The sequence below is a fragment of the Chlorogloea sp. CCALA 695 genome (genome assembly GCF_003003885.1).
Lineage (GTDB): Bacteria > Cyanobacteriota > Cyanobacteriia > Cyanobacteriales > Chroococcidiopsidaceae > Aliterella.
Window position 1 is genome coordinate 1 of the sequence record NZ_PVWN01000039.1, and the last position, 15,506, is coordinate 15,506.

Here is a 15,506-nt window from a genome sequence, read left to right on the forward strand (position 1 = left end):
CTGATGACAACAGCCGTTTTATTGAGGAGCGGAATGATGGGAAACTATCACGTTCCGTTTTGTAGAGCAGTGGAGGGAGCGACCCCTTCGCTGACTTTAATTATCATTAGAAAAGTAAGACAACACTTGGTTTAGACTTGAGTGGAGTGTCTAGCGGCGCTTTGTTAACGCCTTTAAGAGTCCATATTTGGACTACTTAAGAATCCTTGCGGCTTCAGCCCAAGGAGTATCAATCCGACTTCTTTAGTTAAATTAATTGTGGAAATTATCGAGCCGTTTCATGGGCGAATTTTTGACCCTGCTTGTGGTTCGGGAGGAATGTTTGTCCAAAGTGCGGCTTTGGTGGAAAGGCGAAAGCAGGCAAACCTAAATAATGAAATTAGTATTTATGGGCAGGAACGAGTTGCAGAGACAATTCGCCTGTGCAAGATGAACTTAGCAGTGCATGGGTTGTCAGGTTTGGGTAGCGTTCGCGAAGGTAACAGTTATTACGAAGATATCCACCAGTGCTTGCATAAATTTGATTTTGTGATGGCAAATCCACCTTTTAATGTGAATGCGGTGGATAAGGAAAAGATAGCAGGCGACCCGCGATTTAAAGAATTGGGATTGCCTAGGGCTGATAATGCTAATTACATCTGGATTCACCTGTTTTATAGTGCATTGAATCAAACTAGACGGACAGGATTTGTGATGGCAAATTCTGCTAGTGATGCCAGGGGTTCGGAACTAGAGATTCGCCGCAAGCTGATTCAAGCGGGAGCGGTGGATGTGATGGTTTCTATTGGCTCTAACTTTTTCTACACGGTAACGCTACCTTGTACGTTGTGGTTTTTGGACAAGGGCAAGGAGAATATAGCCCGAAAAGATAAAGTGCTGTTTGTTAATGCACGGCACATTTACCACCAAGTCGATCGCGCTCATCGAGATTTTACTGACGAGCAAATGAAGTTTTTAGCAAATATTGTACGGTTGTATCGTGGAGAACTGCCAGTAGTTACAAATGGTAGCGATGAAATGCTGAAACAGAATTTTCATGAGCGTAGTTATCAAGATGTAGCGGGATTGTGTAAAGTCGCAACTTTAGCTGAGATTGAAGCGCAAGGTTGGAGTTTGAATCCTAGGCGTTATGTGGGAGTGGCAGAAAAGAAAGCTGAAGATTTTGTTTTTGCGGAGCGATTAGAAGAATTGAATGAGGAATTAGAAGTTCTCAATGTGGAAGCGCGAGAATTAGAGGAACAGATCGCTGCTAATGTGCCGAAGTTGTTGGAAGAAACATTAGGCTAAATTTAACTTCAAAATAGAAAATCAAGGCATTAAAGGTAAAAGCGATGAATGCTTACAAAAAATACATCACTATTGAAGACCCCAATCATGTTGTTTTGTCCGATCTTCCATTTAAGCCAGGGCAACGAGTAGAGGTGATTATTTTAGCAGCAGACAGCAAGCGTGCAATTAGTGAGGAACTTAGAGATTTGTTTGATAGAACACAGGCGCTCCCTGGAGTCCAAGATATTAGAGAAGATGAAATTGCAGCAGAAATAGAAGCTTACGGTCGCGGCGAATGAGAGTTGTTGATACCAATGTATTAGTTTCTGCTGTCCTAAAGGGGAAAAAGCCACGAGAGGTTATTCAGTTTATTATTGACACTCAAGGTTTTGAGTGGATTGGATCGGTAGAAGTTTTAGCTGAATCCACAGAGGTTTTAAGCCGTCGTAAATTAAAACTGACAGATGAAATAAAAGAAGAATGGTTTAAAACTATCAATACAGTAATGGCAATCATTGATGTCAATGTAGAAATTAATTTTCCTAGAGATCAAAAGGATGCTAAATTTATCGCTTGCGCTTTAGCAGGTGGAGCAGATTTTTTGATTACAGGCGATCGCGATTTTACTGAAGCTCAAACTTTGATGGATACTACAATTATTTCTGTGTCTTTGTTTAAGAAGTTAGTTTGCGATGTAAGGAATGAGGAAAGTAGTTAAGAGTAGAGCGATCTCACTCAACGAAAATATTATCAACAAGCGCGATCGCATATGTCTGTCATGGGGTTTGTTTTTGAGAATAGGGAGCAAGTGGCGATCGCACAGCTTAAACAAATTGTAAAAAGGTAATAATGAGTTCTATTTCTCCGGGCAATTATGGCGAACTACTGGTACAAGTCAAGCAGCGCATTCGTTCGGCTCAATATGAGGCGCTAAAAGCAGTTAATAAAGAATTGATTGCTCTGTATTGGGACATTGGGGAGGCAATTGTGACTCGTCAGCAAGACGAAACTTGGGGTAAATCGGTAGTAACAAACCTTTCTCAAGACTTGCAAGCCGAGTTTCCCGGAGTTGGTGGTTTTTCTGCGGCTAACCTATGGCGAATGAAGCTTTTTTATGAAACTTATGTCAATCGGGAAAAACTCGCACCATTGGCGCGAGAAATTGGGTGGAGTCATAATTTAGCGATTATGGAGAAGTGCAAGGATGATTTGGAGCGTGAATTTTACCTTCGCATGACTCGTAAGTGTGGCTGGACAAAAAATGTCTTGATTCATCAGATTGAAAACCAAACTTATGAGAAAACTTTACTAAATCAGACTAATTTTGAGCAAACTTTGCCAGAAGAAATCCGCATTCAGGCTAAGTTGGCGGTCAAGGATGAATATACATTTGATTTTTTAGAATTAGCAGATGAACACAGCGAACGCCAGTTAGAGCAAGCAATTCTGGCTCGTGTTGAACCCTTTTTGCAAGAAATGGGTGGAATGTTTACTTTTGTGGGTAGTCAGTATCGGTTAGAAGTTGGGGACAAAGAATATTTTATTGACTTATTGCTGTATCATCGCCGTTTGAAGTGTTTAGTAGCAATTGAGTTAAAAATTGGGGAGTTTTTGCCGGAATATGTAGGTAAGATGCAATTTTATTTGTCTGTGTTGAATGATCGCGTGCGACTGGAGGATGAAAACTATTCTTTGGGAATTATCCTTTGTAAGTCCAAAAATAAAACTATTGTTGAATATGCGCTGAAGGAGTCTAATCAGCCGATTGGAGTTGCAACTTATCGAATGGTTTCAACGCTACCTCAAGAGTTGAAAGATCGGCTTCCTACACAGGAACAAGTGGCGAAGTTGTTGGAAGGTATGGAGTAGATGCAGGGAAATAATCAAGCGCAATCTTACAACATCTTAAACTTTGATGAGTAAAACAACTATTTATATACTTACACTCAAAAAGTTTGTTTACATTATAAGCAAACAATTAAATACAGGTAGTTTTATTAGTGAGAATAATTACTAAGAGAATAGTAATATTATTTGGGATTATTATTTTAAATACAAATTTAGAATTAAATAAAAGCAGTCTGAGCCAACGTATAGAAATACAAATGAAAAACAAGTTGAAAAAAGTTCCTCTTGCTGATGTATCTGTATTGTATGACTCGCTTCATCAAACGCCTCAATATTCTGAAAATGGCTATCCTATGGTAAGAGTAACCGACATTAAACTTGGATACTTAGACTTGGCGAAAACGAAAAAAGTAGATGAAAGTATATATAGAGAATTTACAAAAAAGTACAAGCCTCAAATTGGCGATGTTGTATTTTCACAAGTGGGAGCTTATGGAAACTCAAGTTATGTCAATAAAACTAAAGCTTTTTGCTTAGGGCAAAACATCGTTTGTATTTCACCTAAGCAGCAGTTACTTAATTCTTTCTACCTATATTCCTGCTTAAACTCTCCTTTTGTTAAGCAACAAATTGATGCTTGTGTTGGCGGTTCATCTCAACCCACAATCAGCTTAAGAAACATTAATACATTACAAATTCCTTATCTTAGCCTTTCTATTCAAAACAAGATTGCTGCGATTCTCTCAAACTATGATCGCCTAATCGAAAACAACACGCGGCGGATCGAGATATTGGAGGAGATGGCGCGAAGTCTCTACGATGAGTGGTTTGTCAAATTCCGCTTTCCTGGATATGAACAAACCAAAATGGTTGATTCAGAATTGGAGCTAATCCCTGAAGGTTGGGAGGTTAACAGATTAGATAATGCCTTAATTCTGCAAAGAGGCTTCGATTTGCCTACAAAACAGCGACAAGAAAGCAATGTTCCAGTTTACGCATCTACTGGAGTTACTGGTACTCATAATGAGGCTAAAGTCAAAGCTCCAGGTGTCGTGACAGGACGAAGTGGATCTTTAGGAACGGTGATTTACATTGATGAAGATTTCTGGGCGCTAAATACGACACTTTGGGTTAAAGAATTTCGCCGGGTTACACCGCTTTATGCGTTCTACTTATTGAGTAACTTAAGATTAGAGCAATTTAATTCTGGCGCAGCAGTTCCAACTCTTAACAGGAATGATGTACATAGTTTGCAAGTAGTTATTCCGTCTCATCTAGTGCTTGAGCAGTTCAATTGCTTTGTTAAGCCACTATTTGCAATGAAGAAAAATTTACAAACAAGAAATGTCAATCTCCGCAAAACCCGCGATTTACTCCTCCCAAAACTTATTTCAGGAGAAATAGACGTAGAAAACCTTGATATTGAAACTGAGATAGCAGCATGAAACATCCCAAACTATTAGAGATTCTCCCAAAATTACGCCTCTATTTTATCTAGTTGTACAGCGAAGCCCGTAACCGGGCGCGCTTGCGCTATCGCCCGATAAGTTGAATTAGTAATTAAAAGCGATCGCCAAGGAAAATAAATAGAAGTGCGATCGCATTGTAAAGAATAAAAAGTATGAAAACACTACACAGAATTACACTAAATCCCGAAGTAATGGGTGGTAAATCTTGCCTTCGGGGGTGAAAAGTCACCGTTGGGACAATTGTAGGACTTATGGCATCTGGTCATTCACCCGACGAAATCCTGAAAGCTTACCCCTACCTAGAATTAGCCGACATTTAGGAATCCCTCGCTTACACAGAATGGCGCTTTGAATAAGTCGAGGTTACAAATGTTGTATGACTCTTTATAAAAACAAATACCGGATCGAATCAACAAGATGTAAAAACTGGAATTATACCTCCAATGGATATTATTTTGTCACTATTTGCACTCATAATAGAGAATATTTTTTTGGTGAAGTGGAAGGCAACGAGATGTATCTATCTGCAATTGGTGAAATTGCAGCCGAAGAATGGCATAAAACTGCACAAATTCGTCCTAATGTTGAATTGGATGAATGGATCGTCATGCCAAACCATATTCACGGAATTATAATTATTAAAAATCAACCTATAGAGACGTTTTCTCGGATAGAAATAGAGACGTTCCACCGGAACGTCTCTACATCACGATTAAAATCAGATTCATTGGGTGCGATCATTGGTCAATTTAAATCGGTTTGTACAAAACGTATTCGGGAGGCGGGTTTTTCTAATTTTGGCTGGCAAACCAGATTTTACGACCATATTATCCGCGAACAAACATCTCTAGAAAACATCAGAAAATACATCGTTAACAATCCTATGAAATGGGAATTAGATAGACACAATGACACAAATTTGTATATATAAAATCGTCCCTATCCCGTATTCCCTGTAGAGACGTTCCACCGGAACGTCTCTGTTTCTATACTGTTGGGAAATTGGACATTTTTGATTATTACCGACCGCGAAGACCTAGACGATCAAATCTACAAAAACTTTGCTTACGCTGGAGCCGTCACCGAACCCGAAAAGAACGTCAAAGCCGATAGTGCCGAACATCTCAAGCAACTATTACAAGAAGACCATCGCCACATCTTCACCCTAATTCAGAAATTCCGTACCGAAAAAAATTGTAGAGACGTTTCGCCGGAAAGTCTCTACAGCGATCGCTCAGACATTATTGTCATTGCTGATGAAGCCTACCGCAGCCAGTACGACACCTTCGCGCTCAACCTCAGAAATGCTCTACCCAATGCAGGCTTTATTGGTTTTACTGGCACGCCCTTAATGAGCGGGGAAGAAAAGACAAGGGCAGAATTTGGCGACTACATCAGCATCTACAATTTTCGGCAATCAGTAGAAGACGGCGCAACAGTACCGCTTTACTACGAAAACCGCATTCCAGAACTGCAACTGACAGCAGCGACTCACTGCCCAGATTGCCTATATGGAAACAACAGATATGGCTGCGGTCATTTCTTCCTCTCAAAACGAAGCTGAGGACTTTAAACAAAAAGGGTTAGACATCATGCCCCATCGCCATCGGATGATGAATGAGTCACCAGGGCTAGATGAAAAATTTAAGGATGAAAATCACCCTCTACGGATTGTGTTTGTCTGTGCTATGTGGATGACTAGGTTTGATGTGCCTAGTTGTTCCACTATTTATTTAGATAAGCCGATGCAGAATCACACCCTAATGCAAACTATAGCTAGGGCAAACCGAGTATTCAAGGACAAGGTAAACGGATTAATAATGGACTACATTGGCGTATTTCGCAACCTGCAAAAAGCCCTGGCGATTTATGGAGCTGCGGCGGGTGGAGGCATAGAGGAAGGAGATATACCCATCAAAGCTAAAACTGCCTTAGTCGAACAACTTAGAGAAGAGTTCGCCGAAGCCACAGACTTTTGTACTGCTAAGAAAATTGACTTACCTAAACTCCTATCAACTCAGGATGCCTTCGCGCGCACTAAGCTATGGGCAGATGCCGTAGAAGCAATTTTGCATGGCGATGACTCAAAACGAACTTATTTCTCTCTAGCCGGAAATATCACTCGACTCTACAAAGCTATTCTGCCTGATCCAAATGCCAACGAATTTACTGCCTCTGAAGCGCTATTTAGCCGTTTAACCCAAGAAATTCGCTCAGAAGTTCCTGATGTAGCTATTTCTGAAGTCAAGGCACAAGTAGAGGAATTATTGGATGATTCAATTATGGCAGGTCAATTTATTATCCCTGACTCGCAAGGACAATACATCGACCTTAGCCAGCTTGATTTTGAGGCACTAAAAGCAAGATTTGCCACAGGCTACCAACGGACTGAAGCCGAGAAACTTAAAGGCACTCTCAACCGCAAATTGCAACGCATGGTAAGCTTAAACAAAAGCCGGACTAACTACCTAGAGAAGTTCCAGCAGATGATTGAAGACTATAATGCCGGATTGCGTAATGTAGAGTTATTCTTCAACAATTTACTTACTTTTGCCCAAGATTTGGAAGTCGAAGATAAGCGCGCGATCGCCGAAAATCTTACCGAAGAAAAATTAGCTATTTTAGATCTCTTGACTAAACCAGAAGTTAACCTCACCAAACAAGAAGAAAAGGAAGTTAAACAGGTTGCAAAAGTTCTCCTCGAAAACTTGAAACGAGAAAAATTAGTGCTAGATTGGCGCAAACGGCAACAATCAAGGGCAGTAGTTCAACTAGCAATTGAGGAGGGGTTAGACCAGTTACCACAATCTTACTCTGCTGAAATCTACGAGCAAAAGTGCGATCGCGTTTATCAGCATATATATGATTCTTACCTCGATCTTGGTAAGAATATCTACATTGTTGCAGCTTAATAATTTATATTTTTCTTTTTTATAGGCGATCGCCTCCGATCGCTCTAAGCCGATCGTTACCTCTCTAACTGTTAACCATTTATGACAAATTGGGTGGTCTAAGGTTAGTAAAGTTGGTAGCACCATAGTGATTGTCAATCATTTTGGCTGATGTTCCCGTCCATCTACCAATGGCAGTGCTGTTAATATGTGCTTCTACACATAAGCTAATGAAGGTATGGCGTGTCTGATAACTCTTACGGTAGGGAGTAGCGCATTTAGCTAAAACTGATTTCCAGGCACGGTTGGCAAAGTTATGATGGTCAATAAATTTTCTCTTTGGACTGGGAAATACTAACGATTCAGGATTGACTATCTCTGGTCGAATCTCATCTAAGATCGACTGTAATTCCGAAGTAATAGGAAAATCCCGTTTTCTTTGTGTTTTTAAGCCTTCTTTGAGAACTAACCCGTCTTCTGAAACTACAACAGTTTCTCGAAACTGAACTACGTTATTAGTAATATGCTTCCACTTTAAACCAATTGCCTCCGAGGGTCTACAACCTGTAAAGAAAAGGAAGCGGACATAGTTAGTGTAATAACAATAATGGCGATCGCCTTCAAAGGTCTGGATAATTAAGTCTCTCTCTTCCTTGCTAAACGGGTTAACGTCCTGTTTTTCAGATAGACCCTTTGGTAGTTTAATTTTCATTAAAACAAAAGGATTCGTTGCGATCGCGCCTTCTTCCATTGCCCAATTGCAGCAAGCCTTAATTTGGGTAAGACAACGTTTGGCGGAGTCAGGGGTCAAAGTCGATAATAGGTAATCTCTGATAGCAGAAGCATCATCTAGCGATCGACTAGGCAACTTAGCAATATGATTCCGATGCTTGATAAAGTCCTTAGCGTAGGTACTAGGACTTACTTGAGGCTTCTTAAACTCACTGTACTTATCCCAAAGCTCATCGAGTTTTGGTTGTAGCTTCTGAATTGGTGTAATTGGTGTAACCGTACTCAGAACGCTTCTAGGATTATATTTCTCCAGAGTTGGATCAAACCGTTCAAATAAAATATCTTTCTCAATCTCCGCAGCCCTAAATTCTGCAAGCTTTCTGTTAGCAACCGTATCAGCTAAACCAGTAGAGATGTAATGGCGCTTGCCACCATAATTAAACCGTAATTGCAACCGACTGTTAGAACTAAGAACAGAAACAGACCCCTTGGATGCTTTGCCTGTAGCAGTTTTTGAGTACATAAAGCTTTTGGTGTAATGACTCCTCTGTTCTAGAGCTTTTACACCATCTTTACACCAATTACTTACCCAAGCGTACCCAAAAAGCACCAATAATAGTACGGACTTACTATTGTTGAACTTTCTCAAGATAGGCTGGGAACTTTTGAGTTGGCTGAATCTTTTACGTTTAATCAATGCCAGGACGCAGATTTGAACTGCGGACACGAGGATTTTCAGTCCTCTGCTCTACCAACTGAGCTATCCCGGCGCACGGCAACTTGCGTTTTGAGTGCTTTATTAAGCTAACAAAAATATGTTGTTTTGGCAAGCATATAGTTAAAACAACTCTGTTTATCTTAATTATCAACTTCGTAGGGCTAAAAATAGCCAAAAATAGCACAAATTGCACCAAAACAATACTAGGGTCAGAAGCAAAGTTAAATAAACCCGATACTATCATCCCCGCAATACTACTTATAGCCCCCAGAAATACAGATAAAGTAAGAAATCGCGTAAAGTGGTGACTAAGAAGTTTGGCACAAGACGCAGGAATTACCAAAAAAGCATTGACTAGCAATACTCCTACAGCTTTAATCGCTACGGCGATCGCTAGAGATAGCAGAATAACAAAGCAGTAACGATACAATTGGACGGGGATACCTTGAACTTACGCCACCGCCAGATTGAGAGTTAATAATATTTGCTGCCTTAGTGTAGATAGTAAGAAAACCGCCGCGCCAACTAAGACGATCGCAGTCAAAATTAAATCAGTAGAATTAATAGCAAGAATATCACCAAACAGCACTGCCATCAAGTTACCGCGATAGCCTTTAATCAAGCTAGTTAAAATTACACCGACAGCTAAAGCACCAGATAAAACAATACTAAGTACGTTGTCACTAGCTGAATCGGTTTGATCGATTACTTGCAGCACCACTAAGCCAAATACTAAAGTAAATGGCAAAAGCATCAAAGTGGGTTCTATATGTAGCAATACGCCTAAAGCTACACCAATTAAAGCAGCATGACTAAAAAACGATAACTGACGTAAGGGTAACGAAACTCCCTAATAAGCCGCCTAGTAAGCCCATTAATACCCTGCCAGCGATCGCCCTTTGCATAAAAGGAAACTGCAACAGAGTAAATAAATTTTGAGTATTGGTTACAGCTAAAAAGTTAAATATCAATATCAATAAACGTACTAATACCCATAGTGTGCGGCAATTTAGTCTGCTAAAAGGCGCAAAAATCCGAATTTGTTTGTTAGCTTCAGTAAAAAAGCATAATTGCTAATGATTTATCTAGATGATATTGCCGAGTTTTTATCTAACTTGATGGCAGCAGAGCGTTTTATTGACGACCAAAACGGCGTATATATACCTTCTAATCGAGCGATCGCCCGTTTTGGACTTGCACTAGAACCTTGGGCAGAATTAACCACCTGGGCGCGGCAAGAGCGATTAGACGGGCTATTTTTACATCGTCCTTGGCAACTCCAAACAGTTGATATAGGCGTAGTTGCTTATCATTTAGCTTTTGATGAAGCTTTAACCCTTGGTTTCAATCCTCACCTGGCGACGGTACTGGGAATAGGTAATTTAGAAGTGCTAGGCAAAAAAGCAGGACGCGCCATCGGGATGATAGGAGAAGTTGAGCGCCATAGTTTTGATAAATATTGCGATCGCCTCCACCAAGTTTTCAAGGGCTGCGATCAGGCAATGGACGGTACTACAGGCGACATTTTCCGGGTGGCGGTAGTGGGTGCAATGACTGATACTTTAGTCCGTGAAGCTAAAGATCGCGGCGCAAATATTTACATTACCGGGCAATTGAGACAACCAGCTAAACTTGCTTTAGAAGCAACAGGACTTAGTTGCGTAGCTATTGGACACAGACGCAGTGAAGAATGGGGATTACGGGCTTTGTCTAGCTTACTGAGCGATCGCTTTAGTCAGTTAGAAGTTATTTTACCTAAATAAGCTTCTACAAGTTTTAAAATCCGTTCTGACGCATGACCATCACCAAAGGGATTAATTGCTGTCGCCATTTTTTGATAAGCAGTCTCATCGCTTAGTAATTCTTTAGCATTTGAGACAATGACATCGGAATTAGTACCTACAAGCTTTGCTGTACCAGCCGTTACAGCTTCGGGGCGTTCGGTGGTTTCCCGCAATACTAATACAGGCTTACCTAAACTTGGTGCTTCTTCTTGCAAACCGCCGGAATCGGTTAGTAAAAGATACGATTTGCCAATTGCGCCCACTAATTGAGCATAATCTAAAGGTTCTGTTAAAAATACTCGTGGATGACTGCCTAATAATTGTTGCAAAGGTTCGCGCACGGTGGGATTGCGATGCAAGGGTAAAAGTAAGGCTGTATCAGGAAATAACTCTAATAATTGTAAAAAGCTTTGAGCAATATCTTGAAGTGGTGCGCCCCAATTTTCCCTTCTATGCACGGTTGCGAGTAAAACGCGGTATTTTGACCATTCTAAGCCTTTTATATCGCAAGCTGGCTGACGTTTGGCGACAGTTAATAAAGCATCAATCACTGTATTTCCTGTATGGTGAATCTCTCCCACTACTCCCGAACGTTGGAGGTTTTCGACCGCTAAAGTTGTCGGCGCAAAATGCAATTGAGTAAGCTGGGAAATTAACCGCCGATTGGCTTCTTCGGGAAAAGGATTAAATAAATCGTCTGTTCTTAATCCTGCTTCAACGTGACCTACAGGAATTTGTTGATAAAACGCCGCTAAAGTTGCCGCAAAAGCTGTAGTAGTATCGCCTTGGACGATAACAAAATCGGGCTTATTTTGCCTAAATAACTTCTCTAAACCGCGTAAACTGCGCTCAGTAATATCTGTAAGCGACTGTCCCGCTTGCATAATCTCCAAGTCTTTATCGGCTTTGAGGTCAAATAGTTGCATTACTTGCTCGACCATTTCCCGATGCTGACCTGTTAAAATTACCTCTACGTCTACTGATTTCGCTTGTTGAAATGCTTGAATTACCGGAGCAAGTTTAATCGCTTCGGGGCGCGTACCTAAAATAATATTTACTTGGGGTTTTTGCTGATTCATTTAATTACTGAGTATATTTTTAATTTATTGCGTAAGTAAGCCATGTAAAAACGCCATTCTTAGCCATTTTAGGCAATGCCAAACGCCAGGTTTTACCTTCTTTTTGACGCTGCAAATAAATATCAAAGGGGTTTTTTTGCTGACTCAATCGTTGTTTGGGTAGCTTTAAGTCATAAGTACCATTGATTCGATAGCCTGTTAGTCTGTCAATGATTAGAGTCGTTGTTTGGGTAACATTTACTTGAGAAATCTCTACCTTATTAATCTGCTGCTGTAACTGCTGCTGCAACAACCGAGTTTGCAAGGCGATCGCATTTTCTACTATCTCTCTATTTGGTTCAACACCGCTACAACCATTCAGCAGCAACACTAAAACTAAAATTAACCGCCACATAACTATTTTTCAGCGCTACTATAAGCTGGAGAAACGAACCAATTTTATGATATGTCCTCAATAACTCATGCTCTCAAAGAATGGGCGATCGCCCTTGAATCCTTAGAACAAGGTAAAACAATTATGTTACTCCGTAAAGGAGGTATCAAGGAAAGCAAAGGAAAGTTTCAAGTACCGTGCGCTCGCATTCTTCTTTATCCCACTTACGAACATCAACAACCAGCCCTTTTAAAGCCTGAATATCAAAGTCGTGTTACCCCCGTACCTTCCGGTTGGCATCCTCAGCAAGTTACTATATCTAGCTGGGCAGAAATTACTGATGTTTTGCCTGTAAGCGAGGAAAATACTCTAAAAGCGCTTTTACCTTTCCATATCTGGAACGAGCAATTTATTGGCGATCGCTTAAAATGGAAACCTCATCAACCTATCTACATTCTTTTATTACGCACCTACAAGCTTTTAACGCCCCAAGTTATCGACTATCGTACTGAATATGGTGGCTGCACTTCTTGGCTCGATTTAGCTTCAACAATTGATATTGACAATACTCAGCCAGTTTTTACTGACGATATTTATAATCAATTAACCACCGAAATTCGCCAGATAGTCGGCAATAATTTAACTTTTGCTTAAAGGTGTGATAGCGTAAGCGTTAGGGCTTCGCAATCAAAATCTACATCGAACTCCTAAACTGCGATCGCGCCCGTAGAAATTAAGCTTTAAACGCTGTGCGATCGCATTTTGCGCCAAACTGGTAAAGTGCGATAGCGCAAGCGCGCACGCACGCAGGGCTTCGCAGTTTAGTTTGTAGACAAAAAACTACTATTTTTTATCTTTGCGGATTAATAGCAATTTGGTTCCAAGCTTTGATAACTGCTTTTAAAGGGCGAGGTAAAAGATTTTGATTGATATCTGTATAGATAGTTGTTGCCGTTCGACTACTCAAAGTTATATTGATGAAATCTGCCGCACCCTGGTTTACTGGGTAACTCAAGCCGTTAAATTGGTTAAATTCCTCTTGTTGTAACAATTGTTGAAACTGTATCATTTGTTGGCGAGAAATCTGATAAGTCTGAGGTTGCAACTTATTACCGTTGGAGGCGATTAATACCCTAACTACTCGCCCATTGTTAAATAGCGTAGTCTCATAGGTGCGACCAGCAAAACCACCACTAGATATTGCTCTAAAAACTGTACCCCGTTCTAAGGTAGATGGTAGTTGACTTGTAGGTATTTGTATGGGTTTGATACTGCCATCAACAACAGGACTTGCTGTAGGATCGAACACGATCGCCCTACCCCGATCGCTGGTACGGTAAACTAAACGCTGTTGCCTACCTTCGACTGTTACCAACCAGCCAGGAGTAACTACGGCTGCACACTGATCTTGAGGGCGACCTAAGCCCAAACAGCCATCAGACCAATTGCGCCGTTCTGTTTTAACAATTTTTAATTGAGATGATGATAAGTTCAATCTTTGTGCGGCATCTCGCAACACTGCGTTCGCTACATTAGCAGGCATATTAGGGGTATTAGCTGTATTTCGAGCTTCAAGGCGTAAAAGTCGCCCATTGCGATCAGTACGATACACCCAGTTTTGCTGACCGTTAGACACCACAACCCGCCATCCTTCGACTACAGCTTGGCTACACATTTCACCAGGTTTAGCTAGACCTAAGCAAGCATCTGACCAAGTTTGCCGACTGTACTGAGTAACTTGTAATTGTCTTGCAGAAAGTCTTGTCTGCTTAGATAAATCTGCTAATACAGCATTGGCAACGCGATCGGGTAATTGGTTGCTTGTACCTCTATTTTCACCTCCTCGTCGGCGATCGCTATTATCGTCATTACTACGGCGATCACTATTATCGTCATTACTACGGCGATCACTATTATCGTCATTACTACGGCGATCGCTAATTAATTCTCCTTTAGTTGTGATGTTTGAAGCAGAATTTTTTTGCGTGGCAGCAGTAGTATTTTGTACCAAAGACAAGCTTGTACTTATAGACAAAACTCCTGTTAACAAAAATATTGAGAGTAGTTGTTGATTTTTTACTAGCGACTTCATCATATTAAATAACAAATCTTATAGCCTTTTATCGGCGGTTAACAGAAGGTTAGACGCTGGCTTAATATTAATTTGTTCCGCCGTAATTTTGTGCGTTTGGCTGGCAACTATTTCTTTTAAAAAATCGTCTATTGGCAATACTTTAACTTTTGCTTAAATGTGCAATCGCCCAGGAGATTCGCCAATTTACAGACTGTCTATCGGCAAAATTCAAGCAGATATTTCCAAGCCATCAATAATATATAAGTTTCTGTAGACCTTGCCATCATGAACAATTACAGCCGTCAAAGAGATAGCAATGCTTGGATTTTTCAAACCTGGGCTGCGTTTGGTCTTTCTATAGGATTAACAACTGTAGGAATTATCAATTTACCTGTAAATAACTGGATCAAAGGCTTTATGGGTATGGGTCTGGCTTTCAGCGTTGGCTCAACTTTTACGCTGGCAAAAACTACTAGAGATTTGCATGAAGCTACAAAAATTGTCTCTAGAATCGATGAGGCTCATGTAGAAAAATTATTGAGTCAAAATCATCCCTTAAAATAATTAATCAAAAAGCATGATCTATTCCGATAGATTACACCTTCAAGAGCGATCGCTCCTATGTCCAAAACTTAAGTTTCTTTACAGATTTTGCTGATTTTCCTTTACCCATAATGCCAGCCCACCACCACGCCCACGAGCGGCAATGAAGTCTTCTGTTACTCTGAAAAAGGCGAAAAAAGGCGCTTTAGCAACTGATCGTTTGGAAAAATCTGCCTCTTTAAGCTTTCCACCTCGAAACCCCCCACTATAGATAGCTCGATTAAATAACAAAATATCTACTTGTGTAAAATCAAACATTAGCAAATTTTTCTGCTCTAAATAACGAGCGGGCCCAGTTAGCTTAAGCTGTAAAGAGCCAAATTGCAGAGAATTAGTAATTCTAGCCTCGCCCAAATTCTGAGATGAATGAAAAGAAATCTGTGCGGGAGCAATTTGGGGTATATACAAGCCTTTACCTAAAGCCACACCACTTTTAAAATGAGCGTTTTTAGGAGCAGTAAAGCAAAGCCGCCACTGACCAAAAAGTAATTCGAGGGGATATAATTGTTTTTGTTGCTTGGTTGTTTTTTCTGCTTGCAATAAAGCTTTGACTACTTCTTTAGCCTCTGGGCGAAGTTTTTTTGCTCGTAAACTAGCCGCCCTAGCCAAAACATCCACAAAATCAATAGTTGAATCTAAAGTAGTCATAATTATTTATAACGCTAC

Annotated in this window: 18 protein-coding genes, 1 tRNA gene and 1 pseudogene; 12 read left to right on the forward strand and 8 right to left on the reverse strand. The window is 40.5% G+C overall.

Annotated elements, in window-relative coordinates; all coding sequences use genetic code 11:
• Positions 1-183: 183 nt before the first annotated feature.
• The 5 genes from C7B70_RS17180 to C7B70_RS17200 all read left to right on the forward strand — a co-directional run bounded on the left by C7B70_RS17180 (position 184) and on the right by C7B70_RS17200 (position 4,562).
• A complete protein-coding gene (locus C7B70_RS17180; RefSeq protein WP_106370234.1) occupies positions 184-1,287 on the forward strand; it encodes a class I SAM-dependent DNA methyltransferase in 1,104 nt (367 codons plus the stop codon).
• A gap of 44 nt (positions 1,288-1,331) precedes the next feature.
• The gene (locus C7B70_RS17185) at positions 1,332-1,568 is read left to right on the forward strand and encodes a hypothetical protein (RefSeq protein WP_106370235.1); all 237 of its coding nucleotides are present in this window, start codon (positions 1,332-1,334) and stop codon (positions 1,566-1,568) included.
• On the forward strand, positions 1,565-1,987 hold the full coding sequence (locus tag C7B70_RS17190) for a putative toxin-antitoxin system toxin component, PIN family (RefSeq protein ID WP_106370236.1): 423 nt from the start codon (positions 1,565-1,567) through the stop codon (positions 1,985-1,987). The genes C7B70_RS17185 and C7B70_RS17190 overlap by 4 nt, the downstream gene beginning before the upstream one ends.
• Positions 1,988-2,118: 131 nt before the next feature.
• The gene (locus C7B70_RS17195; RefSeq protein ID WP_106370237.1) at positions 2,119-3,138 is read left to right on the forward strand and encodes a YhcG family protein; all 1,020 of its coding nucleotides are present in this window, start codon (positions 2,119-2,121) and stop codon (positions 3,136-3,138) included.
• Positions 3,139-3,374: 236 nt separating this feature from the next.
• Complete coding sequence (locus C7B70_RS17200; protein ID WP_146134086.1) at positions 3,375-4,562, forward strand: restriction endonuclease subunit S; 1,188 nt, start codon at positions 3,375-3,377, stop codon at positions 4,560-4,562.
• A 115-nt stretch (positions 4,563-4,677) separates the two neighbouring features.
• Here the strand turns inward: C7B70_RS17200 and C7B70_RS27870 are convergent, their stop codons facing one another.
• Entirely contained in the window at positions 4,678-4,815 is a 138-nt protein-coding gene (locus C7B70_RS27870) for a hypothetical protein (protein ID WP_233220974.1), read from the reverse strand.
• A gap of 22 nt (positions 4,816-4,837) precedes the next feature.
• Between C7B70_RS27870 and C7B70_RS27875 the strand changes: the two genes are divergently transcribed.
• The 4 genes from C7B70_RS27875 (at position 4,838) to C7B70_RS17220 (ending at position 7,498) form a co-directional block, all read left to right on the forward strand.
• Positions 4,838-4,906 (forward strand): DUF433 domain-containing protein, encoded by a 69-nt coding sequence (locus C7B70_RS27875; protein ID WP_233220976.1) that lies wholly within the window; start codon positions 4,838-4,840, stop codon positions 4,904-4,906.
• Between the two features lie 56 nt (positions 4,907-4,962).
• On the forward strand, positions 4,963-5,517 hold the full coding sequence (locus C7B70_RS17210; protein ID WP_106370238.1) for a transposase: 555 nt from the start codon (positions 4,963-4,965) through the stop codon (positions 5,515-5,517).
• 63 nt (positions 5,518-5,580) lie between these two features.
• Complete coding sequence (locus tag C7B70_RS17215; RefSeq protein ID WP_255409348.1) at positions 5,581-6,150, forward strand: DEAD/DEAH box helicase family protein; 570 nt, start codon at positions 5,581-5,583, stop codon at positions 6,148-6,150.
• Positions 6,098-7,498: a type I restriction enzyme endonuclease domain-containing protein gene (locus C7B70_RS17220; protein ID WP_106370240.1), complete on the forward strand. Its 1,401-nt coding sequence runs from the start codon at positions 6,098-6,100 to the stop codon at positions 7,496-7,498. Before C7B70_RS17215 ends, C7B70_RS17220 begins: the two co-directional genes overlap by 53 nt.
• Before the next feature lie 79 nt (positions 7,499-7,577).
• Here the strand turns inward: C7B70_RS17220 and C7B70_RS17225 are convergent, their stop codons facing one another.
• The 3 genes and pseudogenes from C7B70_RS17225 to C7B70_RS17235 form a co-directional block, all read right to left on the reverse strand.
• Complete coding sequence (locus tag C7B70_RS17225; RefSeq protein ID WP_199192327.1) at positions 7,578-8,936, reverse strand: Arm DNA-binding domain-containing protein; 1,359 nt, start codon at positions 8,934-8,936, stop codon at positions 7,578-7,580.
• A tRNA-Phe gene (locus C7B70_RS17230) sits at positions 8,907-8,979 on the reverse strand. Before C7B70_RS17230 ends, C7B70_RS17225 begins: the two co-directional genes overlap by 30 nt.
• A gap of 171 nt (positions 8,980-9,150) precedes the next feature.
• A pseudogene (locus tag C7B70_RS17235) lies at positions 9,151-9,705 on the reverse strand (metal ABC transporter permease); the annotation flags it as partial.
• Between the two features lie 298 nt (positions 9,706-10,003).
• Here C7B70_RS17235 and C7B70_RS17240 point away from each other — a divergent pair.
• The gene (locus C7B70_RS17240) at positions 10,004-10,690 is read left to right on the forward strand and encodes a Nif3-like dinuclear metal center hexameric protein (protein ID WP_106370242.1); all 687 of its coding nucleotides are present in this window, start codon (positions 10,004-10,006) and stop codon (positions 10,688-10,690) included.
• Here C7B70_RS17240 and wecB read toward each other — a convergent pair.
• On the reverse strand, positions 10,663-11,790 hold the full coding sequence (wecB, locus tag C7B70_RS17245; RefSeq protein ID WP_106370243.1) for a non-hydrolyzing UDP-N-acetylglucosamine 2-epimerase: 1,128 nt from the start codon (positions 11,788-11,790) through the stop codon (positions 10,663-10,665). The two genes, C7B70_RS17240 and wecB, sit on opposite strands and share 28 nt — an antisense overlap.
• A gap of 19 nt (positions 11,791-11,809) precedes the next feature.
• Positions 11,810-12,184 (reverse strand): hypothetical protein, encoded by a 375-nt coding sequence (locus tag C7B70_RS17250; protein WP_106370244.1) that lies wholly within the window; start codon positions 12,182-12,184, stop codon positions 11,810-11,812.
• A gap of 51 nt (positions 12,185-12,235) precedes the next feature.
• Here C7B70_RS17250 and C7B70_RS17255 point away from each other — a divergent pair, with 51 nt between their 5' ends.
• Positions 12,236-12,817: a DUF1802 family protein gene (locus C7B70_RS17255; RefSeq protein ID WP_106370245.1), complete on the forward strand. Its 582-nt coding sequence runs from the start codon at positions 12,236-12,238 to the stop codon at positions 12,815-12,817.
• Between the two features lie 196 nt (positions 12,818-13,013).
• On the opposite strand, the gene C7B70_RS17260 is transcribed toward C7B70_RS17255, so the two are convergent.
• Positions 13,014-14,258, reverse strand: coding sequence for a hypothetical protein (locus C7B70_RS17260; RefSeq protein WP_146134088.1), 1,245 nt, complete (start codon positions 14,256-14,258; stop codon positions 13,014-13,016).
• 264 nt (positions 14,259-14,522) lie between these two features.
• Between C7B70_RS17260 and C7B70_RS17265 the strand changes: the two genes are divergently transcribed.
• Positions 14,523-14,801, forward strand: a complete 279-nt coding sequence (locus C7B70_RS17265; RefSeq protein ID WP_106370247.1) for a YiaA/YiaB family inner membrane protein — start codon at positions 14,523-14,525, stop codon at positions 14,799-14,801.
• A gap of 78 nt (positions 14,802-14,879) precedes the next feature.
• On the opposite strand, the gene C7B70_RS17270 is transcribed toward C7B70_RS17265, so the two are convergent.
• On the reverse strand, positions 14,880-15,488 hold the full coding sequence (locus tag C7B70_RS17270; protein ID WP_106370248.1) for a hypothetical protein: 609 nt from the start codon (positions 15,486-15,488) through the stop codon (positions 14,880-14,882).
• Between the last annotated feature and the right edge of the window lie 18 nt (positions 15,489-15,506).

Bases quoted from the DNA above. Each gene is read 5' to 3' on its own strand.
- C7B70_RS17185 (WP_106370235.1), top strand. From the start codon at position 1,332: ATGAATGCTTACAAAAAATACATCACTATTGAAGACCCCAATCATGTT.
- C7B70_RS17190 (WP_106370236.1), top strand. From the start codon at position 1,565: ATGAGAGTTGTTGATACCAATGTATTAGTTTCTGCTGTCCTAAAGGGG.
- C7B70_RS17195 (WP_106370237.1), top strand. From the start codon at position 2,119: ATGAGTTCTATTTCTCCGGGCAATTATGGCGAACTACTGGTACAAGTC.
- C7B70_RS17200 (WP_146134086.1), top strand. From the start codon at position 3,375: ATGAAAAACAAGTTGAAAAAAGTTCCTCTTGCTGATGTATCTGTATTG.
- C7B70_RS17210 (WP_106370238.1), top strand. From the start codon at position 4,963: ATGACTCTTTATAAAAACAAATACCGGATCGAATCAACAAGATGTAAA.
- C7B70_RS17220 (WP_106370240.1), top strand. From the start codon at position 6,098: ATGGAAACAACAGATATGGCTGCGGTCATTTCTTCCTCTCAAAACGAA.
- C7B70_RS17240 (WP_106370242.1), top strand. From the start codon at position 10,004: ATGATTTATCTAGATGATATTGCCGAGTTTTTATCTAACTTGATGGCA.
- wecB (WP_106370243.1), bottom strand. From the start codon at position 11,790: ATGAATCAGCAAAAACCCCAAGTAAATATTATTTTAGGTACGCGCCCC.
- C7B70_RS17250 (WP_106370244.1), bottom strand. From the start codon at position 12,184: ATGTGGCGGTTAATTTTAGTTTTAGTGTTGCTGCTGAATGGTTGTAGC.
- C7B70_RS17255 (WP_106370245.1), top strand. From the start codon at position 12,236: ATGTCCTCAATAACTCATGCTCTCAAAGAATGGGCGATCGCCCTTGAA.
- C7B70_RS17260 (WP_146134088.1), bottom strand. From the start codon at position 14,258: ATGATGAAGTCGCTAGTAAAAAATCAACAACTACTCTCAATATTTTTG.
- C7B70_RS17265 (WP_106370247.1), top strand. From the start codon at position 14,523: ATGAACAATTACAGCCGTCAAAGAGATAGCAATGCTTGGATTTTTCAA.
- C7B70_RS17270 (WP_106370248.1), bottom strand. From the start codon at position 15,488: ATGACTACTTTAGATTCAACTATTGATTTTGTGGATGTTTTGGCTAGG.